The sequence below is a fragment of the Qipengyuania sp. NPDC077563 genome (assembly GCF_044901345.1).
GTDB lineage: Bacteria > Pseudomonadota > Alphaproteobacteria > Sphingomonadales > Sphingomonadaceae > Qipengyuania > Qipengyuania aestuarii.
The window spans coordinates 220,579-245,450 of sequence record NZ_JBJDPC010000002.1 but is presented as its reverse complement, the minus strand read 5'-3'; the positions used below and the strand labels follow the sequence as shown (position 1 = coordinate 245,450).

Here is a 24,872-nt window from a genome sequence, read left to right as displayed (position 1 = left end):
AGCACTAGCCACGCAGGATTCCCGGGATCGCGACTGCCAGAAGGCCTCCGCCAATCACCGCGAAGGTCAAGAACAGTCCGGTCCACGGCATCCAGCCAATGCGGTCTATGCGCGCCCGCCGATTGCGGCGGCGATCCATGATCAACGTAAAAGCGGCAAGGCCCAGAAAAGCCACCCCCCACATGGCGAGAATATCTGCGTCGCTGGCGAAGGTTAGAAACTGGTGCATCGGCGCGCCATATGGTGTGGCGGAGATACCGCGCCAAGTCCGCTTTTCGCCTTTTTCCCAGGTGGAACGCGTTTCACGGCAAGGCGTTGTTAAGCCTCAGAAGGCCACCAACAGGTTCTTCGGGAAGGAACACCGATGATCAAGAAACTCTTACTCGCGTTTGGCGTAACCTCGATCGCTTTGACGGCAGCCGCTTGCAACACCGTAAAAGGCGTAGGCAGGGACATCGAATCGGTCGGCAATGCCGGTGAAAACGCGATCGACTAAGGATCGATCCGAATGACCAGAAAACTGACCCTTCTTATCTCTGCTTTGACCATGTCGGTGGTGGTGGCCGGCTGCAACACGGTCAAGGGCCTGGGCGAAGACATCCAGTCTGTCGGCCGCGCCGGAGAAGAAGCGATCAACTGAGGGCTACATTTCGGTTGTCAGGAAACGCCCGCCCTAACCGGCGGGCGTTTTGTTTTCGTGATCTGAGTTCTTGCGATACACGATCATCAGATTGTTGGCCGGCATTTCATATCGCGCAGTGCGTTCGAAATCGGTGGCTTTTGCGACGACATCCACATCACCAAGTTGGCGAATGCCCCATGCCGCATTTCGGCGCTTGAGATCAGCATCAAATGCCAGGTTGGACAGGGCTGTTTCCACATACTCTTCCAAAAATGGGCCGTATAAGATGAGCGGCTCACCATCCTGGAGGGTGTCGGCTGCACCGCGAAACAAGCCCAGCGTTGCTTCCCAGGGAGAGATGTGGATCATGTTCATACTAGGCATCACTACAGGTGTGCACCTCGATCCAGTCATTTCAATAGGTTAGAAATTCCCAGGCAGATGGACCACATCAATCCATTGGCCGGTGAAAAATAAGTTTAGGCGCGTGCTTACTAGTGTCTCTCAGGAGGTCTCGCAGGAGTGCTTTGTAACGTCCACTCTACGGCCTCGCACGGGAAAGTGTGAGCGTCCGATTTGCGGTGTGAAGCGGTCGTTGCGCCACCCGAGGCGATTGGCTCAACGTAATTGAGCTAAATCTCCGGCACGAATGAGGGCTTCACCGTGATACAATGCAAAGAAGCCCGCTAAGGTGAAGGAAACTAGCGCGATCGATGTAAGTCTATCCCACCAAACGCTTTCCGCTGGTGTGACCCATTCCGCTTTAGAGCGACGAAAAACACCCGCTACGATCATCCAGAGCACCCAATTGGCAGCAATGAACGGAAAGAGCGGCGCGCGCGGATTGACAAGAGGAACTAGCGCCAAGGTAGCAGATGCAGTCAAGCAAAGCCCGACAGCTACTGCGAAATTCCGAAATGTGATGATCCGCGCCAAGCTCACCAATCCTTCTCCTTCCGAGTAACTTTAGCTACTCAAGTTATGTCCGCAATGGGTCGTTAGCTGACAGGCAGCTTTCGGTGCCAACCGTGGCAAAGCTGCCAGTCCGCTTTTGGACGGGTCGTTCCTGTTATCGAATGTCCGATTAGGGGTGGAAAGCGGACATCGTGGCCAGTAGGTGTGGGGAGCATGGCCTCTCGCATTTCAATAGTTCTGTCTCTCCTTGTTGCTGGCTGCACCACTATTGAGACTAACGAACCTGCCAGCGAGCTCCCTTACGGCTGCGATGATCTTGTCGTAATAGGTCGCATCGCCACAGTAGGCAGCACGACACTTCATGATCGTGATGAGGTCTTGCCAAATTGGCGAAGCGAATGGCGCCTTCAAGTCCGCGCCAAGCGAATAGTGAGAGGGTCAGAACGGCGGCAGGTTATTCCGGCAACAGCGATCTCTCACGCGCAGATACGGGATGACCGTGACTTCCTGATTGTCCTGCAGCCAAAGGAGGGCGGGGCCTACAACTTAGAGACGGCTGCTCTATGGCAGGTCAGGCCGCGCCCGATCCTAGCTGAGCCTTGTTCGTAATGTCCACAATGGGGTCGCTAGCTGCCTGTCCGCTTCTCTGTTGAAAATGAGCAAAGCCGTAATTCCGTACAAATCTAGCTCACAGGCCGCTTGCAGAACCTCTTCGGTAGACCACAGAGAGGTTATTTGCGGGCATCTCGTAGCGGATGGTGCGTTCAAATCCGAACGTAGCAGCCACCTCGTCCACGTGAGCTAATGTACGGAGGCCCCAAGCCGGATTTCGCTCTTTCAAGGAGCGGTCGAACGCCAAGTTGGATGGAGCAGTTTCCACACCTTCTTCCAAGTACGGGCCATAGAGTATAATTGGAGCGGCCTCTGTAAGGTATTTCGAGCATCCTCTGAACAGCCCGACAGTCGCTTTCCAATCGCTTATGTGGATCATATTGATGCAAACGCAGGCATCATATTTGCGATAACCTACTGATTTTCCGTTGTAACAACTGTCAGAATGCATTTTGATGCAAACAAGCGCATCAGCACCTTTTACCGGCTAGTTGGACATGCGGGCATCCAGTTGCAGTGGCTCGAGCAGGTTGGGAAGCCCTGCCTCCTTTGCCCATGCCGCGGCAGATGCGAGTGCTTCCAGATCGGGATCGGTTGGCTGCCAGCGGATCGAAGCGAAACGATGCGCCATGAAGACAGCATGTTCGCCGGTGCCGCTGGCGATTTCGAGTACCAGGCCGCTTTTCGGCAGTTCCTTGTCCAGAACTTCCGCAATGGGTTGCGAATTACGAGCGACAGCGGGAGAAACACGCTTCACGCGGTCATCCCCTTGGTATCCGAATATTGCTTCTCACTCCACCCTTTCTCGCTCGCCGTTCACGTATGATCAGCCACAAAAGAAGGCCGAATGGACCAGCAAGGAAAGTCGCGAGAAGGATGGGGGCCTGCACCCAGCGTCCAAAAGCCTTCGCATCGGCATCGCGGGCTATCCAGATGCCGACAAAGAGGTCGAACGCCAGGTAATGTATCCATCCGATCGTGACCCCGGCGTCTGTTTCGAAGATGGAACGTACTCCCTCGATCGAACCGAAATCCATGCCTGAATCGCTTCCGCCGGATGTCTGGAGCACTCCGCTGAGAATGCCCGCCAAGGCGGCAGTATAGGCGAAGCTAAGCAGGCCAGCGCCGAGATAAAGTGCAGCCGAAAGAAGGGCGGGCCAACGAGGCAGAAGTATCAGGCCAGCCCACATGATCAATGCGAGCAGATTAGCTGCTGAGAAAAGACTGTCCCACATAGCGATCCCCCTCAGGTCTCGACCAACGCGGGGAGCGAGTGTGCCGCCCGCATGATTGCATCGTTGTCATGGACAAACCGCCCCCTTGCCGCACGCTTCGCCAGCGACACAGCGGCTTTTGCGACCAATTCGGCATCGATGCCGCGATACTGGCGATATTTGCCATGCATCAGAAGGTTCGCGATCGGAGATACGGCGATGCCCATCCTCTCAGCTGTGCGGCGATCGTTGTCGCGCCTTCCGAGAAGAAGTCCGGGGCGAAGAATATCGAGCCGGTTGAAACGCAGGCGGGTGAGGTCCCGCTCCACTTCGCCTTTCACCCGAAGATAGAAGGTCTTCGAGGCAGGGTCCGCGCCAACCGAACTTACATGGACGAAGCGTTCCACTCCGTTATCCAGCGCCGCTTTCGCAGTATTCAATACGAGTTCCTGATCCACCGCGCGAAATGCCGCCTCATCTTCGCACGCCTTTTTCCACGTGGTTCCCAGCGTGCAGATCACCGCCTTGGGCCTGAGGGCTTCGAATATTTCAGACCACTTGCACGGATCGGCGACGAAATATTCGATCCTGATGCCATGCGGGAGATTGGCCTCCCGCCGGGCAACTGCCTGAATACGGACGTCTTCCCGGCCCACACAGGCTTCGAGAACCTTGCCGCCAACCAGTCCGGTCGCCCCAACAAGACAGATCCGCAGGGCGTCAGACATTCGAGAGACCTTCCGGCGCGCGCCCATAGATCTTGCGGCACTGGTCGATCGCGAAACGGTCGGTCATGCCCGCGATAAAATCGGCGATGTGGCGACTTTTCTCCGGTTCGCGGGTGGGTAATCTTTCGAACCAGTCGTCGGGCATGGTGCTGGGATCCTGCTGATAGGCGACGAATAGCCGTGCGACGACGTCGCGCGCCTTTTCCGCCGTGGCGATCTGTTCCGCGTGGTAATAGAGGCGATCATACATGAATTTCTTAAGGCGACGCTCTTCATCAGCCAGATCGGGCGAAAATCCGGCCAGCTGACGATCCGCGCCACGGATCTGCGCAATCTCGCCCATCCCCGACACATTCGCGCGGGTATGGTTGATGACGTCGTTGACCATCAGCCCGATCTGGCTTCGGATAAGTTCGCGCAGCTGGATGTCCCGCGTCACATGCGGGAAGCGCCGCTCGACCTTGCGGAATTGGTCGGCGAGGAAATCGAGCTCCATCAGGTCGTCGAGATCGAGAAAGCCTGCCCTCAGGCCATCGTCGATATCGTGGTTGTCATAGGCAATGTCGTCGGCAACCGCTGCAACCTGCGCCTCGAGCGAAGGCCATTTACCCAGCTCCAGCGGGAACGCCCGGTCGACTTCGGCCAGCGCCCAGTTCTGCGTTGCGACCGGGCCATTGTGCTTTGCCATGCCTTCCAGCATTTCCCAGGTCAGGTTCAGCCCGACGCGGTCGGGATAGGGGCTTTCCAGACGTGCGAGCGTGCGAATGCCGTGGGCGTTATGATCATAGCCGCCAGCATGGCTCATGGCTTCTTCCAGCGCTTTCTCCCCGGCATGGCCGAATGGCGGATGGCCGATGTCATGCGCCAGGCAAAGCGCCTCGGTCAGATCCTCGTCCAGCCCGAGTTCGCGGGCGATGACCCGCCCGATCTGCGCCACCTCTATGCTGTGGGTGAGGCGGGTGCGATAGTGATCGCCGTCCGGAGCGACGAACACCTGGGTCTTTGAGCGCAGCCTGCGGAAGGCGATCGAATGGATGATCCGGTCGCGATCGCGCTGGAATTCGCTGCGCGGTCCGCGCGCGCCATCGCGGTCTTCGGCGAATTCGCGTCCGCGCGATGAGGCGGGATCGGCGGCGTAAGGGGCTTTGTGCATGTGCGAGGGGGCTTAGGTCACCCGATTCCCCGCGACAACGTGAACGAAAAGCGAACCTTCCCGCTTTTCGGCAGGAAGGTTCACACGATCGAGCAAAAGCGTAGGCCTAGCCGAAGATCCAGTCGGTCGCGGCGCGGCAGTGGATGTCGGTGGAATCGAACACCGGCAGCACATTGGCATCGGTATCGACGACCAGTTCGAGTTCGGTGCAGGCCAGCACGATGGCATCGGCCCCCTGCTTGTCCTTCATGGTAATCACGCTCTTGAGCGCGCGTTCGGCATCGCGCGTCACCCGGCCGAGCATCAGCTCCTTGTAGATGATGCCATCGACCAGTTCGACATCGCCCGGATCGGGCGGCAGCAGATCAACGCCGTGCGAGACCAGCCGCTGGCGATACCAGCTTTCGGTCATCACGTAGCGCGTGCCCAGCAGCGCGGCGCTTTCGCAATTCGCCTCGGCCATCGCTTCGCCCACCGCATCGGCGATGTGGATCACCGGGATCGAGATGCCTTCGGCCACGCGGTCATAGACCTTGTGCATGGTGTTGGCCGCGATCACGAGCCCTTCGGCACCCGCCGCTTCCAGCTTGCGGGCGCTTTCGACCAGGATCGAGGCGACCCCGTCCCAGTCATCGGAGTTCTTAGCCGCGGCGATCCGCGAATAGTCCAGACTTTCAATGACCAAGGGCGCGCTGGCCATGGGCTGTGCCCGTTGCTGGACCAGCTTGTTGATGCGTTCGTAATAGGCGCGGGTGGAAATCCAGCTCATCCCGCCGATGAGACCCAATGTGCGCAAAGTCCGCGCTCCCTTCAATTAAGTTTTGCCGCCCCCTGTGCGGCCCCTCATGTTCAAGGGCTTAGAACGGGCTCGGCACCTGCCGGTTCCGTGATTGGCAGATCGGGCGGAACAAGCGCTTCGGGAAGCCAGATGGCAAGATCGGTGGCGCTGCGTTCCGCCGCCTCTTCCATCGGCAGGTGCCCGACGCCGTCATAGGCCACCAGCGTGGAGCGCGGCAGATGCTCATCGTACCACAGGGCGGCCTTGTAAGGGATCAGCGCATCCTCCTTCCCCCAGATGATCAGCGTGGGCACGCGGACCCGCGCCACATCCTGCGGATCGAAGCTGCTGCGGGCCGTCCCGAACCGTTTGCGGGTCGCGCCGCGATTGCCCGGATATCGCGCCAATTCCCAATAGCGATCTATGGCGGCATCGGTGACGACGGCCTGATTGTACACGCTCTGGCGCAGGCTCTTGGCGACCAAGCTGCGCGGCAGCAGCTGGCTCATCACGTCGCCCACCACCGGCACGCCTGCCAGCGTGAAGGCGATATTGCCGCCCCCTTCCCGCTCTACCGGGGCGCCTGCGGCATCGACCAGCACCAGTGCATCCAGCCGCCAAGGCTTGGCGATGGCATAGGCCATGGCGATGCCGCCGCCCATCGAATTGCCCGCCAGCGTGAAGGTATCGACGCCCAGCTTGGCGGTCACCGCATCGATGTCCGCGCCGAAGGCTTCGGGGCTATAGTCATCGTCGGGCGCGGGGCCGGTCAGCCCGTGGCCGCGCTGGTCGAACCGGATCACGCGGTAATCCGCCTTCAGCATGTCGGCCCATTCCTGCCACGTATGCAGATCGGAGTTCGATCCGTGAAGCAGCACGATCACCGGTGCATCGCGCGGGCCTTCATCGCGCACATGGATCGCCCGGCCATCGCCCACCGGGATGAACTGCGACGGGGCGGCGCCGTATTTGGCGCGCATCGCCGCCGGGTCGGTATCGGGTACGCGGAAGGCCAGCACGGCCACCGCCAGCACCCCGAGGAGAATCAGCAGCCCCCGCCAGACCCACTTCATAGACCCCCTCCCCGTTCAGCTTGAGCCATCCATTCCTGAAGGATGGAGCGCCTGGAGCACAGTCCAGGGGATAAAATCCCCACTGCGCATCGGGCGCCCCCATGGCATGGCTCGGTCATCCTCATGGCGCCAGGATAGGCGAATTGGTCCCGAGTAGGAAAGGGCCGAGACGGCCTTTGCCCCCGCGCGATGCCGTTCTCGCGATCCCTTGGCCGTTGCCGGTCTAGCGGGCCGCGAAGGAACAGATCGCCGCAGAGGTGCCGACGACCTCGATCGCTTCGGGATCGTCTACCCGGCGCAGCCGCTCGAGAAATTCGGCCATGGTCAGCGGCACTTCGCTCTCGCCCTCGCGGGCCTGCAAATTCTCCAGCTTGCGCAGCTGGTTGAGCGAAAGGCGTTCCGACAGGCGCTGGCCCATGCAGGCGGCCACCGGCTGGGGGATGCCCTTGTCGACCAGCGTGGTTTCGATCCTGTCGGAGGTGACCTGTTCCACCCCGCCGAGCGCGCCCCACAGAAACAGGCCGCCGATCGCGAGCAGAGCGATGATGATAATGATTTTACGCATGAATTCAGTCGAGCGCCTTCACGATTTCTTCGACCATCTTCTTGGCATCGGACAGCAGCATCATGGTCTGGTCCATGTAGAAGACGTCATTGTCCACGCCTGCATAGCCCACCCCGCCCATGGAGCGCTTGATGAAGAAGACCTGTTTCGCCTTGTCCACGTCGAACACGGGCATGCCGTAGATGGGCGATGATTTGTCGGTCTTGGCCGCCGGGTTCACCACATCGTTCGCGCCGATGATGAAGGCAACGTCGGCCTGCGCGAATTCAGAATTGATGTCTTCCAGCTCGAAGACGTTTTCGTAGGGCACCTGCGCTTCGGCCAGCAGCACGTTCATATGCCCCGGCATGCGCCCGGCGACGGGGTGGATGGCATATTTCACCTCCACGCCCTTTTCTTCGAGGATGTCGGCCATTTCGCGCAAGGCGTGCTGCGCCTGTGCTACGGCCATGCCGTAACCGGGGATGATGATGACCTTTTCCGCCTGTTCGAGCATGAAGGCGGCATCGGCTGCGCTGCCTTGCTTGTAGGGGCGCTGCTCTTTCGCCTCGCCCCCCGTTCCTGCGCTGTCGTCCGCGCCGAAGCCGCCCGCGATCACCGAGATGAAGCTGCGGTTCATCGCGCGGCACATGATGTAGCTCAGGATCGCACCCGAAGAGCCGACCAGGGCGCCGGTAATGATCATCGCCGTATTGCCCAGCGTGAAGCCCATCGCCGCCGCGGCCCAGCCCGAATAGGAGTTCAGCATCGACACCACGACCGGCATATCCGCCCCGCCGATGGGGATGATGAGCAGGAAACCGATAAGGAAGGCGAGCACGGTGAGCGCGACGATCAGCGGCATGGTCTCGGCAGGAGACGCCATGGCGAAGAGCGCGGTGAGCACGATGATCGCCGCCAGCGTACCGAGATTGATGATGTGGCGCGCGGGCAGGAGGATGGGCGATCCGCTCATCCGCCCCGACAGCTTCAGGAAGGCGATGACCGAGCCCGAGAAGGTGATCGCGCCGATGGCGATGCCCAGGCCCATCTCGACCTTGCTGACTGCGCCGATCTGCATCGGCAGACTGTAGTCCGTGCCGATCGTTTCCATCGGCACCATCAAGCCGAACGCACCCGGGTTGAGATAGGCCGCCCAGCCCACGAGCACTGCGGCGAGACCGACGAGACTGTGGAAGGCCGCTACCAGTTCCGGCATGGCGGTCATGGCGATGCGGCGCGCTATGGTGATGCCGATGACCGCGCCGATACCGATGGCGATGAGGATTTCATACATCGACGCCCAATCGGGGCGCACTGCGTACAAATCGGCCGCCTGCTGCTCGGTGATCCATGGAAAGTGCGTCACCAGCGTCGTCACCACCGCGATCAGCATGCCCACCATGCCGAAGCGGTTGCCCGTCCGGCTCGTCGCTGGCGAGGACAGGCCACGCAGCGCGAGGATAAAGAATACGCCCGACACGAGATAGGCAAGCGCGACCCACGGGTTCACCGCCTCGCCGGTTGCGGCACGGGCGGGTGTGGCAAAACCAAGCATCGTCATCGCGAGAAGCGAAGCGACGACGCGATCCATCGACCGGCCGCCAAGCTTCGCGCGAGGGCGATGGATTGCCGCGGCGACTGCGTCGCCTCGCAATGACGGGGTGGAGAGGAAGCGCATCATCACTTCTTCTCCTTCTTCTTGTACATCGCCAGCATCCGCGCTGTCACCGCGAACCCGCCGAACATGTTCACGGATGCTAGCACGATGCCGAGCAGCCCCAGCCACTTCGCCCCCGGCACATCGGCAGCCGCCGCCGCGATCAGCGCGCCGACTATGATCACACTGGAAATCGCATTGGTCACCGCCATCAGCGGCGTGTGCAGCGCGGGCGTGACCGACCAGACCACGTAATAGCCGACGAAACACGCCAGCACGAAGATCGACAGGATCGAAATGAAGTCCAACTGTCCGCCCCTTCCCAAAGAACCTGCAAACCTTGTGCAAGAGGATCGGATCAAAGTCGAGCGCCGAAACGAACGGGGCCGCGAATGCGCAATGCACTCGCAGCCCCGATCTTTTGCGGTGAAGCAGGCTTACATGCTGGGAGTCAGCACGCCGTTGACCACGTGGATCACGCCGTTTGACTGCATGACGTCGGCCTGCGTCACATAGGCTGAACTGCCGTTCTTGCCCATGATCATCACATTGCCGCCCTGCATGTGGAAGGTCAGCGGTTCGCCCTGAACCGTCGTGACCGTTGCCGTGCCATTCCCTGCACGAATGCGATCCATCAGATCGGCTGCCGTTATGCGGCCCGGGACGACGTGATAGGTCAGGACCTTCTGCAGCGCCGGGCGGTTGGCGTCCATCATCAGCATGTTGCGGGTGGCCTCGGGCACACGGGCAAAGGCCGCATCGGTCGGGGCGAACACGGTGAAGGGTCCCGGACCCGAAAGCGTGTCGACAAGCTGTGCCTGCTTGACCGCTGCCACCAGCGTGGTGTGGATCGGCGAATTGGCCGCATTCGCCACGATGTTCTGATTGGCGTACATGGCAGCGCCGTCGACATAGGCGACGTCATTATCCATCGAGCCGCCCATAGTGGTTGCGCATCCTGCGAGTGACAGCGCGGCTGCGCCCACTCCCATCAAAAAAGCCTTCTTCATATTGTAGGGTCCCTTTTTCAATCTCCCGGTCACCCTACGGTTTAGCCAAAGCTAATGTTCCGAGACACGCGGATATCTGCGCGCGGCGCGCTTTCAAGGGAGCGAATTGCCGCCGATAGCCAGCGCGCGAAAGCCTATCCGGCCAATCTTTCGTTCACCACCTTGCCGCCCTGCGTGAGCCGCACGGCGTCGCCGATTTCCTCGTCCAGCACGGGCCTGCCGGACTCCGTGTCCCAGAAGGCCGAGAGGAAATTGTAGAGATTGCGCGCGAAGAGAGCCGATGCATCCGCCGCCAGATGCCCGGCGGTGTTAGAATAGCCGACGATTTTCACGCCGTGTTTCTCGACGGTCTGATCGGGCTGCGAGCCTGCCACATTTCCGCCCTGCGCCACGGCGAGGTCGAAGATCACGCTGCCCGGCTTCATACTGGCGATCTGCGCGTCCGAAATCAGTTTCGGCGCGGGCCTGCCGGGGATCAGCGCGGTGGTGATAACGATGTCCTGCTTGGCGATGTGCGCGCTGACCAGCTCGGCTTGCGCCTTCTGGTATTCCTCGCTCATCTCGGTGGCATAGCCGCCCGAGCCTTCGCCCTCGATGCCCGCGACGTCCTCGACAAACACCGGTTTCGCTCCGAGCGACTGGATCTGTTCCTTGGTGGCGGAGCGTACATCGGTGGCCGATACCTGCGCGCCGAGCCGCTTGGCGGTGGCGATCGCCTGCAGGCCAGCCACGCCGACGCCCATCACGAAAACCTTGGCCGCCTGCACCGTACCGGCGGCGGTCATCATCATCGGGAAGGCGCGGCCATAAGTGTTGGCGGCGGTGAGCACCGCCTTGTAGCCTGCCAGATTGGACTGGCTGGACAAAACGTCCATGCTCTGCGCACGCGTGATGCGCGGCATGAATTCCATCGCCAGCGCCTCGAAACCGCCCTTGGCATAGGCTTCGACCGTCTCGCCATTGCGGAAGGGATCGAAGGTCGCCGCGACCCAGGCCCCCGGCTTCGCGCCGGCCAGCGCCATCACGTCGGGCGCCTGAACGCCCAGAACGATGTCCGCACCCTCTACAGCCTTGGCGGCCGGGACGACTTCGGCCCCGGCTTCGCGATAGGCTTCGTCGGTGACGGAGGCGGCGAGCCCCGCCCCCTCCTCTACCGCGATCGTGGCACCCAGGGCGATGAATTTCTTCACCGTTTCGGGCGTGATGGCGACCCGGTTTTCACCGGGCGCCCGCTCCTTCAGTGCCGCGATCCGCATGCGCCTCGCGGGCTTAGCTGGCGATCATCAGGACGACGAAGGCAGCGATTGCCACGATCAGCGGGACTGCCCATTTGAGCATGCCAATGAAGGAACCGTAGGTTTTCTCATGAGCCTTGCGGTCGTTGGCGGTTTCCATGTCTTGTACCCTTATTCGATGTTGGTGTTTCCGGCAGAGGTTTAGAATGGAGTGCTCCGCTCGACAAGGGCGTTGGGCAACCGCGCCCTGTCCTGCGCCGTTCGCCGGGCATGAGAGTTAATACGCTCTTTACCGGTCCCTTCTAGCGTCTAGGTTAGTTGACGGAGCGGGAGGGACGCCCGGGGCAGAAAATGAATTGGGGAGCACACACAATGGCAGGGTCGGACACCAGACTGCTCATGCTGATCGACGAGGATGCTCCTCAGATCAGCGCCATCTCTCCTGTCGCGGCCCATGAAGGGTTCGAGATCCTCACGGCGAAAACCTATGCGGCAGCGCTGGAAATGCTGGGCGCGGAAGATGGGCCGGAGGTCGACATCCTGCTGTTCGACGGCGAAGTTGCCGCGGACAATGCTGGCCGCTTTATCCAGCAGGTCCACGAACTCCAGCCCGACTGCACGATCCTGGTGATCGGCACCAGAAACGCCCCGGAAATCGTCTTCAATGCCATGAAGGGCGGTGCCAACGATTATCTGGTGAAACCGATCAGGTCCGGACGCCTGACCACGGCCCTCCGCAATTCCAGCCTCGTCGCCCTACCCCGCGACGAGCTCCTTCCCCTTTCCGAAAAGCTGGTCTCGATCCTCGAATTCGGCGGCATGGTTGGTTCCGAGGCGCAGTTCAGGATCGCTCTTGCCAAGGCCGCCGCCGCGTCGCGCGGCAACGGGCATGTGCTGGTCGAAGGCGAAAGCGGCACGGGTAAGGCCACGCTGATGAAGGCCATCCAGCATACCTCGGCGCGCGCCAAGGGGCCGACGGAAATGCTCGAATGCGCGGTGCAGCGGCACGACATGCTGGAAGGGCTGATTTTCGGTCGCGAGAGCGCCGGCACGCCGCACGATCTGGAACGGCAGGAAGGCGTGCTTGCCCGCTGCGACGGGGGAACCGTGATGATCGGCTCGATCGATGCCCTGCCCCGCGAATTGCAGGATAGCCTGGACGCTGCGCTGGAAACCGGCATCGTGCGTCCGGTTGGAGCCGCCCATGGCTTCAAAATCGACGTGCGTATCCTTGCCTCGTCGCGGGTCCCGCTCGAAGACATGGTGGAGGAAGGCCTGTTCTCCGCTTCGCTCTACGAGAAATTGTCGCTCACCCGCATCGTGATGCCGGCCCTGCGTGACCGGTCCGGCGACATTCCCGCCCTCACCCGCTTCTTCCTTGCCGCCTTTGCCGAGGTTGAGGGAATGAAGCACCATTCCATCGCCGATAGCGGCCTCTCCCTGCTCGAGGCTTTCGACTGGCCGGGCAACGTCCGGCAGCTGCAGAACGTGCTGTTCCGCGCCTGCATCAACGAGCAGCGCGAGGCGCTGACCGACCACAGCTTCCCGCATCTCAGTGCATTGCTGGGCGATACCGACCGCGGGGAAAGCCGCGCACGGGGCCTCGGCGTGCTGCTCTACAAGGAAGACGGCAATCTGCGCACGCTGGCAGAGATCGAGGCGGACGTGATCCGCATCGCCATCGGGCAGTACGACGGCAAGATGAGCGAAGTCGCCCGCCGCTTGGGTATCGGCCGCTCGACACTCTACCGCAAGCTTCAGGAGCTGGGGATCGACAATCCGGGCTGAAACGGCCATGATGCCCGCTCGAAAAGAGGAGCAAGTCAGGTGAACTAAGGCGACCGCCACGGCGGATCTCATACATTTCCGGCCCGCGATGGCCGGACCGCCAGACCTGATTACTTTTCGAAAGAAACCTCATGCAAAAATTGAACGACATGCTCTGCGTGGTCACCGGCGGTGCGCGCGGGATCGGCGAGGCCGTCTGCGCCGCCTTCATCGCCGAAGGCGCGCGCGTTATCCTGACCGACATCGACGAAACGGCTGGATCGGCCACGGCCGCGCGGCTCGACTGCGAATTCCGCCAACTGGACGTGGCCAGCGAACCGGCCTGGGCTGCCCTAGAAAGTGAGCATTCCGCCATCAATGTGCTCGTCAACAATGCGGGCATCACCGGCTTCGAAACCGGCACAGCGCCGCACGATCCCGAAACGGCCAGTCTGGCCGACTGGCGGCGCGTTCACGCGGTCAATACCGACGGATGTTTTCTCGGCTGCCGCTACGCCTTGCGGGCGATGAAGGAAGGCGGCGATGGCTCGATCATCAACATCTCCTCGCGATCCGGCATGGTGGGCATCCCGGGCGCGGCAGCCTATGCCGCGAGCAAGGCGGCGATCCGCAACCACACCAAATCGGTGGCGCTTTACGCCGCGCAGCAGAGCTGGCGCATCCGCTGCAATTCGGTCCATCCCGCCGCCGTGCTCACCCCCATGTGGGAGCCGATGCTGGGCCAGGGCGAAGAGCGCGAAGCCACCATGGCCGCTCTTGTAGCAGACACTCCGCTCAAGCGGTTCGGCAGACCTGAAGAGGTCGCTGCGCTTTGCGTCTATCTGGCCTCAGCGGACAGCGCCTATATGACCGGCACCGAACTGACGCTGGATGGCGGTCTGCTCGCAGGGAGCGCCGCCTCGCCAGGTTAGCCCGGCAGATCGCCGAAATCGGTTAGCGCCGCATCGCGCAGACCGCGCCAGACATTGCGCGCCTGCACCGTTTCCGCGACATCGTGGACGCGGTGCAGCTGCACGCCCGCATCCATACCTTTGAGCGCCAGCGCCACGCTGCCGCCAAGGCGATGGTCGGCGCCGGCTTCGTTGGACAGCGCCCCGATCATGCGCTTGCGGCTCGCGCCGAGTAGGACCGGGTGCCCCAGGGCGTGGAACAGCGGCAAGGCGTTCATCAGCGCGAGATTGTCCGACAGCGATTTGCCGAACCCGATACCGGGATCGAGCATGATGCGCTCTCCTGCCACACCGGCTTCCAGCGCGGCATCGCGGCGCGCGCGTAATTCGTCGAAAACATCGAACACCACGCTGGCATAGTCGCCGCCTTCGTGGAGGTCCTGCCCCGTACCCGGTGCGTGCATCAGCACCACCGCGCACTGCGCTCCCGCTACCACTTCGGCGCTTCGCGGATCATGGGTGAGGCCGGAGACATCGTTGATCAATGTGGCACCGGCAGCCAGCGCCGCTTCCATGACCGCGGCCTTGCGCGTGTCGACGCTGACCGCAGCGCCCATCCCTGCGCACATTTCTATGGCGGGCACCACGCGCTTGATCTCGTCGCCTTCCCACACCGCTTTCGCGCCCGGCCGGGTGCTCTCACCGCCCACATCGATGATCGCGGCCCCGGCTTCGATCATCGACGAGGCCTGCTCGCGCTGAGCATCGAGATTGTTCATGAAAGCTCCGGCATCGCTGAAACTGTCGGGAGTGACATTGAGAATGCCCATGATCTGCGGCTGGTCGAGCCGGATCGTGCGGCTGCCCAGTTTGAACGGGGGATGCGCCAGGGTGAGATTGGCCCACTGGCGTTCCGCATCATCCGCGACGCTATCGGGCAAGGCGCCCATCACATCGGCGATGGTGTCGGGCGCGGCGAGCCAGCGTTCCGCCACTGCCCCGTCGCGGCGCAGGATCACGGCGAAACGGCTGGCATAGACCATGCCGCCGGCCAGCCGGATGGCATTGCCGTGTTCGCTTTGCGGACCGGGCACGAGGCCGATGGGGCGGATGTAGATGCGATCAGTCATTGCCGGGCTGTCCTAGCCGATTGCCGGCAGGATGGAACATGGTCCCGGCCAGAAAATGCAATGCGCCCCACCGCGGCGCGTCACTAGCTCTCTCTGGCAGGCCCGGCGGGGTCCTTCGGCATGAAGCCCCGTGCCAGTGCGAGATAGAGCTTCTCGCGGCAGACCAAGCTCCCCGCCCAGTCTCCGATCAGGGCCGTTGCGAACAGCGGCAGGATGACATGGCTGCTGCCCGTCGCTTCGCCCAGAATGATCACAGCCGTCAGCGGCGCGCGAACGACGCCGGTGAAATAGCCCGCCATGCCGAGCAGGACAATCAGACCCGCCTGTTCGGCCGGAAAGAGCGGCGTCAGGATCTGACCGAACCCCGCCCCGGCGGCGAGCGAGGGGGCGAAGATGCCGCCAGGAATGCCGCTGACGCTGGTTGCCAACGCGGCGAGGAATTTGGCGGGACCAAACCAGTAATCGCCCTGTTCGCCTTCGAGCAGCGCCCTGGTCGGTTCGTAGCCCGTACCTGCTGCATCGCCATCGGTCAGGAATACGAGGAGGCCAACGACGGCGCCGCAGAGCGCGGCGGTCAGTAAAGGTCGTTTGCCGAGGACCGCGGACCAGCGCCCCTCGGGGCCCCGGAGCATGAGGAACAGGCGCGAGAACAGCCCGCCCAGAACGCCGCCGAACAGACCGGCCAGCGGGGCGGCGATGAGGACTGTGGTCAGCGGCAGGCTGCCCTGTAGCAAACCGAAGTAGATGTAATCTCCGGCAAGCCCCTGCGCAGTGAGACCGGCGATCATCACCGCGCCCATGACGAGGACGGCGACGCGCTGCTCATACGCGGTCGCCAGTTCCTCAATGGCGAAGGCGATGCCTGCCAGCGGCGTGTTGAAGGCGGCAGCCACACCCGCGGCCCCGCCTGCAATGATCACGCCCGGCGTAACGCGCAGGCGAAAGAGCCGGTGGACCTGGACCATGATCGATCCGGCGAGCTGCACGGTCGGGCCTTCACGGCCCACGGATGCACCGCCGCATAGCGCCACCACCGTGAGCACAATCTTGGCACATGCCGCGCGCAGCGACATAATGGCGCGCGCCGCCGGGCCCATCGGATCGCGGCTGGCTGCCATGACCTGCGGAATGCCCGAACCGCCCGCCTCGCTGGCGAAGCGGCGGGTTAGCGCGGCGACGATAAGGAAGGTGGCCGGAGTGAGAACGAGCGGCAGCCAGACATGCTCGCTACGGACGGAGGAAAAGAGCGCCTGGGCATGATCGCCCAGTTCGGCAAACAGCAGCGCTGCCAGTCCGATGAGCACGGCCGAAACCAGCATCGCGATGCGCCGTTTCCAATCGTCCGCACTGACCAGTTCCTGCGGCATCTTGCCATCAAGGAAGCGAGGTCTGCGGGGAAGGAGGGCCATCGCGGCTTGCCCTATGCTGCCGAACGGCATTCGTCCAGCACGGACGGTTCAGCGGGAAAGGGGCCTCAGGCGATTTTGACCTTGATATCGCACTCGACGCCTTCGGGCGGATAACGCAGGTCGATCATGCCTGCCGAGCCGATGGCATCGGCGATGAGAATTGTCCCGAAGCCATGGGCGCTGCTTGCCCTGACCGGCGGTCCGGCCCGCTCGCGCCACTCGATGAAAAGTGTGTCTTCTTCGCGCACGATATCGACGGAGATTCGCCCGCAATCGTTGGAGAGCGCCCCATATTTGAGCGCATTCGTAGTGAGTTCGTGAAAGATCAGGGCCAGACCCTGGCCTATCGAGCCGGTCAGTGGCACTTCGTCCTTAACCGTCACTTCGATCCGGGCATCGAGATCGGGGAGCACCGCCAGTTCCGCGTCCAAGATCGCGCTCGGAGTGAGCGATGCCGAACCATCGCCGACCAATATCTGGTGACTGCGCGCCAGGGCGCTGACGCGGCCTTCCAGAGCCGCAGCGAAGCTCGGCAGGTCCGCGGCCTTGCGAGAAGAGAGGCGCACGATCGACTTGATCACCGAGAGCATGTTGCGCACCCGGTGGTTGAGTTCGTCGGTGAGCAGCTTCAGCCTGGCTTCGCGCTGCTTCGTTTCCGTGATGTCGATGACATGGCCGATGATCTTTTCGACGTGGCCGTCCTTTCCAACGATCGGCTGGCCGGAGGCACTGATCCATCGTTTCTCGCCATGGGCGTCGCGAATGGCGCAGTCGAAAGACCATATGGTTCGATCGGCTATTGCCGCGCGCTGCTTGGTCTCGACCTCTTCCCGTTGGTCGGGAAGGACGTGACCCAGGAACCTGTCGAAGGTCCACTCTTTCAGCGGCTCGTCATACCCGAAAATGGCATCGTGTCGAAGGTTGCGGACCGCTTCGCCGGTGACAAGGTCGAGTTCCCAGATGCCGATCTGCCCAGCTTCGAGGATAAGGCGCAGGTGATCCGCGCTCAGCTTTTCAAAGGGTATGACATCGGGCATCGGTAGGAACGCGTAGGCAAAGCCGGAACCCAAGTCACGGAAATACGTGCTCCTTGGGCTCCGCTTCGGTGATCCAGCTCAGTCCTCGACCGCCAGCAGATACAGCTGCCGCGCGGCATCGATGGGTTTTACGTCTTTGCCATTCGGGCCCTCGACCTCGTAGTGCCAGAAGGTCCAGCCATTGCAGCTGGGCGCGCCCTGCAATTCCTTGCCGAGGCCGTGGATGCTGCCGGTCTGCTTTTCATGGGCGAGCGAGCCGTCGGCGCGGACTGTCGCGGTCCAGCGGCGTTTCTTGTCGAAGACAATGGTGCCTGGCGCGATGAAGCCGTTTTCGACCAGTGCCCCGAACGCCACCTTGGGAGCGCTGCGGCCGGCCTGCATCGTGGTGAGCGCGCTTTCGTCGAGCGGAAGTTCCTTTTCGATCCGCTTGAGCGCGGCGTCGCGGTAATTGCCCTCGCGCTCGCAGCCGATCCACTGGCGGCCCAGGCGCTTGGCAACCGCGCCGGTGGTGCCGGTGCCGAAGAAGGGATCGAGCACGACGTCGCCCTTTTCGGTGGTCGACAGCAGCACGCGGTAAAGCAGTGCTTCGGGCTTCTGGGTCGGATGGACCTTGTGCCCGCCTTCCTTCAGCCGCTCCGCCCCGTTGCAGATCGGCAGGACCCAGTCGCTGCGCATCTGCAATTCGTCGTTCAACGTCTTCATCGCGCGGTAGTTGAAGTGATACTTCGCCTTCTCGCCCTGAGAACACCACAGCAGCGTCTCATGCGCATTGGTGAAGCGCGTGCCGCGGAAATTGGGCATGGGGTTCGACTTGCGCCAGACGATGTCGTTGAGGATCCAGAAGCCAAGATCCTGCAGGATCGCACCGACACGGTAGATGTTATGATAGCTGCCGATCACCCACAGCCCGCCATCGGGCTTGAGGATGCGCTTGGCCTCGGTCAGCCATTCGCGCGTGAATTTGTCGTACAGCGCGAAACTGTCGAACTGGTCCCAGTGATCGATGACGGCGTCGACATGGCTGCCATCGGGCCGGTTGAGATCGCCGCCCAGCTGGAGGTTGTAAGGCGGATCGGCGAACACGAGATCGACGCTCGCGCTGGGGATCGAGCGCATGGCTTCGATGCAGTCGCCATCGAGAATCTGCCCGACAGGCAGAATGCTCGTTTTGTCGGCCTTAACCGTCTTCGTCTTTGCTTTCGCAACCATCCGGTCGCGCGTTTTCGTGGTCTCGAGGACCGCCATCACATTACCCCCGCTTGAAGTTATCCACAGGGTGAGTCCAAATGGATTCCGGGTCAAGTCAGATATTTAGGCAACGCGTTGCAAGACGATGTTAACCATGAGAGAACGAAACGAGTCCCCCACCAGATGTTGAGTCCGAGGCCGCGCGCCAGACTCCAGATGCTGGGGTGTGTCTTTCCGGACTCGACTGACAAGTTTCTCCGGCAGGGTGAAAACGAGGATTTAGCTTCGAGCTTGCAAATCAGGCCCGAAGCATCATATTAAGATCTTGAATTAAGGGGTCTTTTAACAAATGTTAAACTCGATGGAGCAGCGCGGCAGCGCTGACCAGCATCTCGACATGGCTGTTGCCGCTGGTCACATCGGGATTTGGGAACTCGATGCCGTTACTGGTGCCGCATGGCGCAATCTCACGCATGACCAGATTTTCGGCTACGAAACCATGCGTGACAGCTGGACCTACGATGACTTCCTCGATCATGTCGTCGAGGAAGACCGCGAGGAGGTAGCGGCCACCTATTCCGCCGCACTTACCGACGGCTTCGACTGGGCGTTCCAGTGCCGCATCCAGCGGGCCGACGGGCTTATCCGCTGGATAGATGCGCATGGGCGCCATCTGCCTGGCGGTGACGGCAAAAACGATCGGCTGATCGGCCATGTGATCGACATTACCGAGACCAAGCGCGCCGAGGAACACCTGCGGCTGGTCACGGCCGAACTGAATCACCGCCTGAAGAACATCATCGCCTCGATCAGCGGGCTGGTCAGCCTCGCCGCCCGGCAGGAAGGCGACCGCAAGGAAATTTCCGAGACGCTGACCGCGCGGCTGGCCGCAATCGGCAGGAGCCACGATCTGGCATATCGCGAACGGAATACGGCGGTTGCAGTCGAGCATATACTCCAGGCCGAACTGGAGGCCGCGCCGAAACTTGCCTCGCAATTCCGGTTCGATATCGATCCCGAGCTTTACGTCAGGGCCTCGCTTGCCGAACGCCTGACGCTGGTGCTCCACGAACTCATGACCAATGCCATCAAATATGGTGCGCTCTCGACCAACGAGGGCCGTGTCAGTTTGAAAACCTATCGCAGTGATGATGGCGACATCATCCTGCAATGGGCGGAGAGCGGCGGTCCCGAGGTCACCGAGCCGTCAGGTCGCGGCTTCGGAAGCAAGCTAATCCGCAATTCGCTGAGCGCGGATGCCAAAGTCGAACAGTCGTTCCCGCCCGAGGGGGCGATATGCACCATCACCTTCCCTGCCAGTACCTTCGTGGACAAGGACTAACCGCCGCGCAGGTGCAACTGCGCTCGGTTCAATCCGCGGGAGAAAGGCCCGGATCGACACCGGTCATCTCGACCGATTTGGCCCAAAGCCGACTGGCCAAAAGCGGATCCTGCGCGGTCTTGGTGGCAATCGCAGGGCCGGATACCTTACCGCTCATTTCGCGAAAGCCATAGGGCCCGAAATACTCGCCGCCCTGCACGCCAGCATCGGTCGCTGCCTGCAGTGCGGGCAGTGCCCCTTCTTCCGACGAATTCAAGAACAGACCCACTGCCGGGCCGAATATCTTGCCAGCAAGGCCCATGTGGCGCGTGAGGTTGGTCTGCGCCACGCCCGGATGCGCCGCAACCGACTTGACCGGCGACCCGGCCGCGCGAAGGCGGCGATCAAGTTCGAAGGCGAACAGCAGATTGGCCAGCTTGCTCTGGCCATAGAACTTGCTGCGCGAATAGCCTTGCGATGCATCGAGATTGTCGAAATCGAGCGCCCCGTCGCGGTGGGCTATGGACGATTGGCTTACCACTCTGGCCCCGCCATTTTCCGCCAGCTTGTCCAGCAGCAGGCCCGTGAAGGCAAAATGGCCAAGGTGGTTCACCGCAAACTGCAGTTCGGCGCCCGTCGATCCGTGCGACAGGGGCGGAAACATCACGCCCGCATTGTTGATCAGCAGATCGATGCGTTTTTCCTTACGCGCCTCTTCGGCGGCGTCGCGAACCGAAGCGATATTGGCGAGATCCAGATGCAGATAGGCAAGATCGGCGCGCTCCGGACCGGTGGAGATTTCGTCGATCGCAGCGTTCGCCTTGTCGGCATCGCGGCAGGCCAGCACGACCCGGGCGCCCTTGCGCGACAACGCGCGGGCAATCTCTAGGCCGATGCCGGTATTGGCCCCGGTGACAATAGCTGTCTTGCCGCTGAGCGTGGGAATATCGGAAAAAGCAAAGGTCACGCGAACATCTCCATCTGGCTGACCGGAGCGAAGCTGCGGCGGTGCAGCGGGCTCGGTCCATATGTTCGCAATGCTTCCATGTGCTGGGCCGTTCCATATCCCATGTTGCGCTCCCACCCGTAATGGGGGTGCGCGGCTGCCGCCTCGCGCATGAACCGGTCGCGATATTCCTTGGCCAGGATACTCGCCGCCGAGATACAGGCTTCCTTTGCATCGCCGCCCACAATGGCCCGGGCAGGCCAGCGCCATTCCGCACGCCGTCCGGCGGGGGTGAGATTGCCGTCAATGAGGACTTCCTCCGGCTCTGCGCCCAGCGCCTCGATGCAGCGCTGCGTCGCCAGTGTCATCGCCAGCATGGTCGCGCCGAAGATGTTGAGCCGGTCGATTTCGTCAGGCTCGATCACCGCCAGCCCCCAGGCACAGCGACGCTGGATCTGCGGCTCGAGTTTGGAACGCTTGAGAGCGGTAAGTTTTTTGGAATCGTCGAGTCCGCCGGGACATGGCTTGCACAAAACCACCGCAGCGGCCACCACTGGTCCTGCCAGTGGCCCGCGCCCGGCCTCGTCCACGCCCACAATGAGCGGGGCCGTGCCCAGACCTTTCTCGGGAGTTGATGACAACATGAAGCGACTATCCGTTCTTGCCGCCACCCTATCGCCTGTCGCGCTGCTCGCAAGCTGCGGCAGCGGATATTCCACCGGAGAGCCGACCGGCGAGGCCGTTTCGACCCCTAGCCGTACTGGCGATTTCGATGGCAATTTCGCAATTTCCGAACATGGCACCTTCGACGAACCGTGGGCGTCCGCCTTCGTACCCGGAACGCAGAAGCTGTTCATCACCGAAAAGCCCGGCACCGCCAAGATATATGATGTGGCGACCCGGCGGACCGCGGCGGTCAGCGGCCTTCCGCAGGTAGATTACGGCGGTCAGGGAGGCCTTGGCGACGTCGCATTCCTGCCTTCGGAAAGCAGCAATACGATCAATGGCCGGACGATCTATCTCAGCTGGGTCGAGGCAGGTAGCGGCGACACCCGTGGAGCAGTGGTCGGCCGCGGGCAGCTGACCTGCGCGCAAGCCGAAGCCTGCAGCATCAGCGGCCTCGATATCGTCTGGCGTCAGACCCCGAAGGTGACCGGGCGCGGACATTATTCCCACCGGATCGTATTCAGTCCGGACGAACAGTACATGTTCGTGACGAGCGGCGAACGCCAGAAGAAGGATCCTGCGCAGGATCGCTCCAACACGCTGGGTACGATCGTGCGCCTCAATCTCGACGGTACGCCCGCCGCGGGCAATCCTTTCGCAAGCGAAGGCAGTCCCACCGACGAGATCTGGACCTATGGTAATCGCAACATGCTCAGCATCGATTTCGATAGCGAAGGCCGCTTGTGGGAAATCGAGCACGGCCCCCAGGGCGGGGACGAACTGAACCTCGTCCAGCCCGGCAAGAATTACGGCTGGCCGGTCCGGTCCAACGGAATCAATTACGATAATTCCAACATCCCCGATCACACGCCGGATGATGGTTTCACCAAGCCGGTCATCAGCTGGTCGCCCGTCATCGCGCCGGGTAACATGGTCTTTTATCAAGGCGACCTCTTCCCGCGGATGGACGGTGACCTGATCGTGGCGGGTCTGAAGACCCAGGCCCTTATTCGCGTCGCGTTAGATGGCGAGCGCGCCCGAGAAATCGCTCGCTACGATATGGGCGAAAGGATCAGGCAGGTGGTCGAAGGACCCGATGGTGCTCTGTGGGTGCTCGAAGATGGCGAAGGCGGCCGCCTGCTGGAGCTTCGTCCCGAATAAGCCGATTTTGTTCGACAGGCATGGGCTGCGCCCCTAATCGGCGCGGCCCATGGCGACTCTGGTTCCCCTCGACGCGATCGATCCCGCGCTGATCGAACAGCTTCTCGACGCTGCATTCGGCGATGGCCGGCATGCGCGCACGGCATACCGTATCCGCGAAGGCGTGGGCCATCTGCCGGGCCTTAGTTTCGCGGCACTCGACGATGACGATTATCTCGCCGGGTCGATCCAGCTGTGGCCCGTGGCGCTCACCGATCCGAAGGGTCGCCCCCATCCGCTCATCATGGTCGGTCCGGTTGCGGTCATGCCCGGGCGGCAGGGAGAAGGCTTCGGCAAGGCGCTCATGGCTGCCAGCCTCGGCGCGATCGATGCCGCTTTCGAGGACGGCGCCCCGCCCTATCCGCAAGTGATGATCGGCGACCCGGATTATTACGATCGCTGGGATTTCACCGCCGACCATACCGGCGGCTGGCATTGCCCCGGCCCGTTCGAGCAGGAGCGGCTGCTGCTGCGCACCGGCAATCCCGCAATCCTGCCGCCGGAAGGCATGCTCGGCCCTTGGACGAAGGAAACGAGCGAGGCCGCCAGCTAAGGGTAGTTTCCCTGCCCGGCACCAAGCGCCGCGTCATCCATTGAAGCAGCGATGGTATATACTCCGCCCCCCGAACTCGCTGGAATGAGCCTTGCCGATATCGCCGAAGCAGTGGCCGAACGCCGCCTGCCCCCGGTCGAACAATGGTCACCCGCGAATGTCGACGACAGCCACATGCTCATCCGCGCGGATGGGACATGGCTTCATGACGGCAGCCCCATCACCCGTCCCGCCATGGTCCGCGCCTTCTCGGGCCTGCTGAACCGGGAAGAGGACGGGAGTTACTGGCTGGTGGTGCCCTATCAGAAGCTCTCGATCGAGGTCGAGGATGCCTGCTTCATCGCCACCGACGTTAGCCGCAAGGACGGCGATCTCGCGTTCCGGCTCAACACCGACGAACTCGTGGTGGCTGGCCCGGATCATCCGATCCGCGCGCAAGGCGATGCCGATAATCCGGCGATCTACGTCCACGTCCGCCGCGGGTGCGAGGCGCGTCTCAATCGCTCCACCTATGAACAGCTGGCGCAGATCGCGCTGAGCGAGAGCGAGGACTGGACAGTGACGAGCGGCGGCGACAGCTACTCCCTCATCCCCGCATGAGCGCCATTTTCGAGCGGCTGACCGATCTGTTCACGCAGGGACACAAGCGTGATGTCGCCGATCTGCTGACCGATGCCCGCTTCGCCGATCTCGACCGGACGGCGGATGCTGCCGTGCTGATTGCGGTGACCGAATGCGACAATCCCGCGGTCCTTCTCACCCAGCGTCCGCGGACCATGCGCGACCATCCTGGCCAGGTTGCCTTTCCCGGCGGCAAGATCGACGACGGCGAGGACGCAGTGGAGGCGGCTTTACGGGAAGCCTGGGAGGAACTGGGTATCGAGGCCGAACAGGTGCGCGTGATCGGCACGACCGACCGCTATCAGACCGGCACGGGGTTCGACATCACTCCGGTGCTGGCTACCGTGCCTGCCAACCTTCCCATTTACCCCGATCCACGCGAGGTCGAAAGCTGGTTCGAAGCCCCGCTGGCCAAGCTGATGGACCGTTCCGCCTGGAGCGAGAACGAAGTGTTCTGGAAAGGCGCGATGCGTCACTATTACGAGATGGACCACGAAGGTTACCGTATCTGGGGCGTGACCGCCGCGATCTGCATCAATCTTTCGCGCCGTCTGGCGTGGTTCGACTGAGCCGGTTAAA

General features: G+C 62.1%; 29 protein-coding genes and 1 pseudogene. 9 read left to right on the top strand and 21 right to left on the bottom strand.

What is annotated here, in order from left to right:
- Positions 1-4: 4 nt before the first annotated feature.
- Entirely contained in the window at positions 5-229 is a 225-nt protein-coding gene (locus ACI2I1_RS07005; protein WP_404678531.1) for a hypothetical protein, read from the bottom strand.
- A 135-nt stretch (positions 230-364) separates the two neighbouring features.
- Between ACI2I1_RS07005 and ACI2I1_RS07000 the strand changes: the two genes are divergently transcribed.
- Together ACI2I1_RS07000 and ACI2I1_RS06995 are read left to right on the top strand one after the other, a co-directional pair.
- Positions 365-496: an entericidin A/B family lipoprotein gene (locus ACI2I1_RS07000; RefSeq protein WP_224811152.1), complete on the top strand. Its 132-nt coding sequence runs from the start codon at positions 365-367 to the stop codon at positions 494-496.
- A 12-nt stretch (positions 497-508) separates the two neighbouring features.
- Complete coding sequence (locus ACI2I1_RS06995) at positions 509-640, top strand: entericidin A/B family lipoprotein (protein ID WP_221542048.1); 132 nt, start codon at positions 509-511, stop codon at positions 638-640.
- 33 nt (positions 641-673) lie between these two features.
- Here the strand turns inward: ACI2I1_RS06995 and ACI2I1_RS06990 are convergent, their stop codons facing one another.
- The 14 genes and pseudogenes from ACI2I1_RS06990 to ACI2I1_RS06925 all read right to left on the bottom strand — a co-directional run bounded on the left by ACI2I1_RS06990 (position 674) and on the right by ACI2I1_RS06925 (position 11,704).
- On the bottom strand, positions 674-1,006 hold the full coding sequence (locus ACI2I1_RS06990) for a DUF938 domain-containing protein (RefSeq protein ID WP_404678530.1): 333 nt from the start codon (positions 1,004-1,006) through the stop codon (positions 674-676).
- A gap of 234 nt (positions 1,007-1,240) precedes the next feature.
- Entirely contained in the window at positions 1,241-1,558 is a 318-nt protein-coding gene (locus ACI2I1_RS06985) for a hypothetical protein (RefSeq protein ID WP_397490182.1), read from the bottom strand.
- Between the two features lie 667 nt (positions 1,559-2,225).
- Positions 2,226-2,906: pseudogene (locus ACI2I1_RS06980) on the bottom strand (DUF938 domain-containing protein).
- A gap of 4 nt (positions 2,907-2,910) precedes the next feature.
- A complete protein-coding gene (locus ACI2I1_RS06975) occupies positions 2,911-3,384 on the bottom strand; it encodes an ABA4-like family protein (protein ID WP_404678529.1) in 474 nt (157 codons plus the stop codon).
- Positions 3,385-3,395: 11 nt separating this feature from the next.
- Complete coding sequence (locus tag ACI2I1_RS06970) at positions 3,396-4,091, bottom strand: NAD(P)H-binding protein (RefSeq protein ID WP_404678528.1); 696 nt, start codon at positions 4,089-4,091, stop codon at positions 3,396-3,398.
- Complete coding sequence (locus ACI2I1_RS06965; RefSeq protein WP_404678527.1) at positions 4,084-5,244, bottom strand: deoxyguanosinetriphosphate triphosphohydrolase; 1,161 nt, start codon at positions 5,242-5,244, stop codon at positions 4,084-4,086. Before ACI2I1_RS06965 ends, ACI2I1_RS06970 begins: the two co-directional genes overlap by 8 nt.
- 106 nt (positions 5,245-5,350) lie before the next feature.
- Positions 5,351-6,040, bottom strand: a complete 690-nt coding sequence (locus ACI2I1_RS06960; RefSeq protein ID WP_221542053.1) for an aspartate/glutamate racemase family protein — start codon at positions 6,038-6,040, stop codon at positions 5,351-5,353.
- Positions 6,041-6,093: 53 nt separating this feature from the next.
- A complete protein-coding gene (locus ACI2I1_RS06955) occupies positions 6,094-7,095 on the bottom strand; it encodes an alpha/beta fold hydrolase (protein WP_404678526.1) in 1,002 nt (333 codons plus the stop codon).
- Positions 7,096-7,318: 223 nt separating this feature from the next.
- Positions 7,319-7,660, bottom strand: coding sequence for a hypothetical protein (locus tag ACI2I1_RS06950; protein ID WP_404678525.1), 342 nt, complete (start codon positions 7,658-7,660; stop codon positions 7,319-7,321).
- A 4-nt stretch (positions 7,661-7,664) separates the two neighbouring features.
- Entirely contained in the window at positions 7,665-9,197 is a 1,533-nt protein-coding gene (locus ACI2I1_RS06945) for an NAD(P)(+) transhydrogenase (Re/Si-specific) subunit beta (protein WP_404679147.1), read from the bottom strand.
- Positions 9,198-9,322: 125 nt separating this feature from the next.
- A complete protein-coding gene (locus tag ACI2I1_RS06940; RefSeq protein ID WP_404678524.1) occupies positions 9,323-9,607 on the bottom strand; it encodes an NAD(P) transhydrogenase subunit alpha in 285 nt (94 codons plus the stop codon).
- 129 nt (positions 9,608-9,736) lie between these two features.
- On the bottom strand, positions 9,737-10,309 hold the full coding sequence (locus ACI2I1_RS06935; protein WP_404678523.1) for a fasciclin domain-containing protein: 573 nt from the start codon (positions 10,307-10,309) through the stop codon (positions 9,737-9,739).
- A gap of 134 nt (positions 10,310-10,443) precedes the next feature.
- A complete protein-coding gene (locus ACI2I1_RS06930; RefSeq protein ID WP_404678522.1) occupies positions 10,444-11,565 on the bottom strand; it encodes an NAD(P) transhydrogenase subunit alpha in 1,122 nt (373 codons plus the stop codon).
- Positions 11,566-11,578: 13 nt separating this feature from the next.
- A complete protein-coding gene (locus tag ACI2I1_RS06925) occupies positions 11,579-11,704 on the bottom strand; it encodes an aa3-type cytochrome c oxidase subunit IV (RefSeq protein WP_221542058.1) in 126 nt (41 codons plus the stop codon).
- A gap of 212 nt (positions 11,705-11,916) precedes the next feature.
- Between ACI2I1_RS06925 and ACI2I1_RS06920 the strand changes: the two genes are divergently transcribed.
- Positions 11,917-13,332: a sigma-54-dependent transcriptional regulator gene (locus ACI2I1_RS06920; protein ID WP_404678521.1), complete on the top strand. Its 1,416-nt coding sequence runs from the start codon at positions 11,917-11,919 to the stop codon at positions 13,330-13,332.
- 131 nt (positions 13,333-13,463) lie between these two features.
- A complete protein-coding gene (locus tag ACI2I1_RS06915) occupies positions 13,464-14,243 on the top strand; it encodes an SDR family oxidoreductase (protein WP_404678520.1) in 780 nt (259 codons plus the stop codon).
- Here ACI2I1_RS06915 and folP read toward each other — a convergent pair.
- The 4 genes from folP to ACI2I1_RS06895 all read right to left on the bottom strand — a co-directional run bounded on the left by folP (position 14,240) and on the right by ACI2I1_RS06895 (position 19,043).
- Positions 14,240-15,352 carry a dihydropteroate synthase gene (gene folP / locus ACI2I1_RS06910; protein ID WP_404678519.1) on the bottom strand — a complete coding sequence of 371 codons (1,113 nt, stop codon included), beginning with the start codon at positions 15,350-15,352 and terminating at the stop codon, positions 14,240-14,242. The genes ACI2I1_RS06915 and folP overlap by 4 nt on opposite strands.
- 83 nt (positions 15,353-15,435) lie before the next feature.
- Positions 15,436-16,761 (bottom strand): chloride channel protein, encoded by a 1,326-nt coding sequence (locus ACI2I1_RS06905; protein WP_404678518.1) that lies wholly within the window; start codon positions 16,759-16,761, stop codon positions 15,436-15,438.
- 65 nt (positions 16,762-16,826) lie between these two features.
- Positions 16,827-17,798: a sensor histidine kinase gene (locus ACI2I1_RS06900; RefSeq protein ID WP_404678517.1), complete on the bottom strand. Its 972-nt coding sequence runs from the start codon at positions 17,796-17,798 to the stop codon at positions 16,827-16,829.
- Between the two features lie 78 nt (positions 17,799-17,876).
- Complete coding sequence (locus ACI2I1_RS06895; protein ID WP_404678516.1) at positions 17,877-19,043, bottom strand: site-specific DNA-methyltransferase; 1,167 nt, start codon at positions 19,041-19,043, stop codon at positions 17,877-17,879.
- Positions 19,044-19,347: 304 nt separating this feature from the next.
- On the opposite strand from ACI2I1_RS06895, the gene ACI2I1_RS06890 reads away from it, so the two are divergent.
- Entirely contained in the window at positions 19,348-20,328 is a 981-nt protein-coding gene (locus tag ACI2I1_RS06890; RefSeq protein WP_404678515.1) for a sensor histidine kinase, read from the top strand.
- 28 nt (positions 20,329-20,356) lie between these two features.
- Here the strand turns inward: ACI2I1_RS06890 and ACI2I1_RS06885 are convergent, their stop codons facing one another.
- Entirely contained in the window at positions 20,357-21,274 is a 918-nt protein-coding gene (locus tag ACI2I1_RS06885; RefSeq protein ID WP_404678514.1) for an oxidoreductase, read from the bottom strand.
- On the bottom strand, positions 21,271-21,897 hold the full coding sequence (locus ACI2I1_RS06880; protein WP_404678513.1) for a ribonuclease HII: 627 nt from the start codon (positions 21,895-21,897) through the stop codon (positions 21,271-21,273). Before ACI2I1_RS06880 ends, ACI2I1_RS06885 begins: the two co-directional genes overlap by 4 nt.
- On the opposite strand from ACI2I1_RS06880, the gene ACI2I1_RS06875 reads away from it, so the two are divergent.
- From ACI2I1_RS06875 to ACI2I1_RS06860, 4 genes are read left to right on the top strand one after another with little or no spacing between them, the layout of a single operon-like run.
- Entirely contained in the window at positions 21,896-23,080 is a 1,185-nt protein-coding gene (locus ACI2I1_RS06875) for a PQQ-dependent sugar dehydrogenase (RefSeq protein ID WP_404678512.1), read from the top strand. The two genes, ACI2I1_RS06880 and ACI2I1_RS06875, sit on opposite strands and share 2 nt — an antisense overlap.
- 49 nt (positions 23,081-23,129) lie before the next feature.
- Entirely contained in the window at positions 23,130-23,672 is a 543-nt protein-coding gene (locus ACI2I1_RS06870) for a GNAT family N-acetyltransferase (RefSeq protein WP_224811135.1), read from the top strand.
- 51 nt (positions 23,673-23,723) lie between these two features.
- Positions 23,724-24,272 (top strand): DUF1285 domain-containing protein, encoded by a 549-nt coding sequence (locus ACI2I1_RS06865; RefSeq protein WP_404678511.1) that lies wholly within the window; start codon positions 23,724-23,726, stop codon positions 24,270-24,272.
- On the top strand, positions 24,269-24,862 hold the full coding sequence (locus tag ACI2I1_RS06860) for a CoA pyrophosphatase (RefSeq protein ID WP_404678510.1): 594 nt from the start codon (positions 24,269-24,271) through the stop codon (positions 24,860-24,862). Before ACI2I1_RS06865 ends, ACI2I1_RS06860 begins: the two co-directional genes overlap by 4 nt.
- Positions 24,863-24,872 lie beyond the last annotated feature (10 nt).

Excerpts from the sequence above, each read along its gene's own strand:
- ACI2I1_RS06955 (WP_404678526.1), bottom strand. The coding sequence starts at position 7,095 with ATGAAGTGGGTCTGGCGGGGGCTGCTGATTCTCCTCGGGGTGCTGGCG.
- ACI2I1_RS06965 (WP_404678527.1), bottom strand. The coding sequence starts at position 5,244 with ATGCACAAAGCCCCTTACGCCGCCGATCCCGCCTCATCGCGCGGACGC.
- ACI2I1_RS06930 (WP_404678522.1), bottom strand. The coding sequence starts at position 11,565 with ATGCGGATCGCGGCACTGAAGGAGCGGGCGCCCGGTGAAAACCGGGTC.
- ACI2I1_RS06880 (WP_404678513.1), bottom strand. The coding sequence starts at position 21,897 with ATGTTGTCATCAACTCCCGAGAAAGGTCTGGGCACGGCCCCGCTCATT.
- ACI2I1_RS06915 (WP_404678520.1), top strand. The coding sequence starts at position 13,464 with ATGCAAAAATTGAACGACATGCTCTGCGTGGTCACCGGCGGTGCGCGC.
- ACI2I1_RS06975 (WP_404678529.1), bottom strand. The coding sequence starts at position 3,384 with ATGTGGGACAGTCTTTTCTCAGCAGCTAATCTGCTCGCATTGATCATG.
- folP (WP_404678519.1), bottom strand. The coding sequence starts at position 15,352 with ATGACTGATCGCATCTACATCCGCCCCATCGGCCTCGTGCCCGGTCCG.
- ACI2I1_RS07000 (WP_224811152.1), top strand. The coding sequence starts at position 365 with ATGATCAAGAAACTCTTACTCGCGTTTGGCGTAACCTCGATCGCTTTG.
- ACI2I1_RS06870 (WP_224811135.1), top strand. The coding sequence starts at position 23,130 with ATGGCGACTCTGGTTCCCCTCGACGCGATCGATCCCGCGCTGATCGAA.
- ACI2I1_RS06935 (WP_404678523.1), bottom strand. The coding sequence starts at position 10,309 with ATGAAGAAGGCTTTTTTGATGGGAGTGGGCGCAGCCGCGCTGTCACTC.
- ACI2I1_RS06925 (WP_221542058.1), bottom strand. The coding sequence starts at position 11,704 with ATGGAAACCGCCAACGACCGCAAGGCTCATGAGAAAACCTACGGTTCC.
- ACI2I1_RS06920 (WP_404678521.1), top strand. The coding sequence starts at position 11,917 with ATGGCAGGGTCGGACACCAGACTGCTCATGCTGATCGACGAGGATGCT.
- ACI2I1_RS06970 (WP_404678528.1), bottom strand. The coding sequence starts at position 4,091 with ATGTCTGACGCCCTGCGGATCTGTCTTGTTGGGGCGACCGGACTGGTT.
- ACI2I1_RS06945 (WP_404679147.1), bottom strand. The coding sequence starts at position 9,197 with ATGCTTGGTTTTGCCACACCCGCCCGTGCCGCAACCGGCGAGGCGGTG.
- ACI2I1_RS06875 (WP_404678512.1), top strand. The coding sequence starts at position 21,896 with ATGAAGCGACTATCCGTTCTTGCCGCCACCCTATCGCCTGTCGCGCTG.
- ACI2I1_RS06865 (WP_404678511.1), top strand. The coding sequence starts at position 23,724 with ATGGTATATACTCCGCCCCCCGAACTCGCTGGAATGAGCCTTGCCGAT.
- ACI2I1_RS06990 (WP_404678530.1), bottom strand. The coding sequence starts at position 1,006 with ATGCCTAGTATGAACATGATCCACATCTCTCCCTGGGAAGCAACGCTG.
- ACI2I1_RS06890 (WP_404678515.1), top strand. The coding sequence starts at position 19,348 with ATGGAGCAGCGCGGCAGCGCTGACCAGCATCTCGACATGGCTGTTGCC.
- ACI2I1_RS06900 (WP_404678517.1), bottom strand. The coding sequence starts at position 17,798 with ATGCCCGATGTCATACCCTTTGAAAAGCTGAGCGCGGATCACCTGCGC.
- ACI2I1_RS07005 (WP_404678531.1), bottom strand. The coding sequence starts at position 229 with ATGCACCAGTTTCTAACCTTCGCCAGCGACGCAGATATTCTCGCCATG.
- ACI2I1_RS06905 (WP_404678518.1), bottom strand. The coding sequence starts at position 16,761 with ATGGCCCTCCTTCCCCGCAGACCTCGCTTCCTTGATGGCAAGATGCCG.
- ACI2I1_RS06895 (WP_404678516.1), bottom strand. The coding sequence starts at position 19,043 with ATGGCGGTCCTCGAGACCACGAAAACGCGCGACCGGATGGTTGCGAAA.
- ACI2I1_RS06995 (WP_221542048.1), top strand. The coding sequence starts at position 509 with ATGACCAGAAAACTGACCCTTCTTATCTCTGCTTTGACCATGTCGGTG.
- ACI2I1_RS06860 (WP_404678510.1), top strand. The coding sequence starts at position 24,269 with ATGAGCGCCATTTTCGAGCGGCTGACCGATCTGTTCACGCAGGGACAC.
- ACI2I1_RS06950 (WP_404678525.1), bottom strand. The coding sequence starts at position 7,660 with ATGCGTAAAATCATTATCATCATCGCTCTGCTCGCGATCGGCGGCCTG.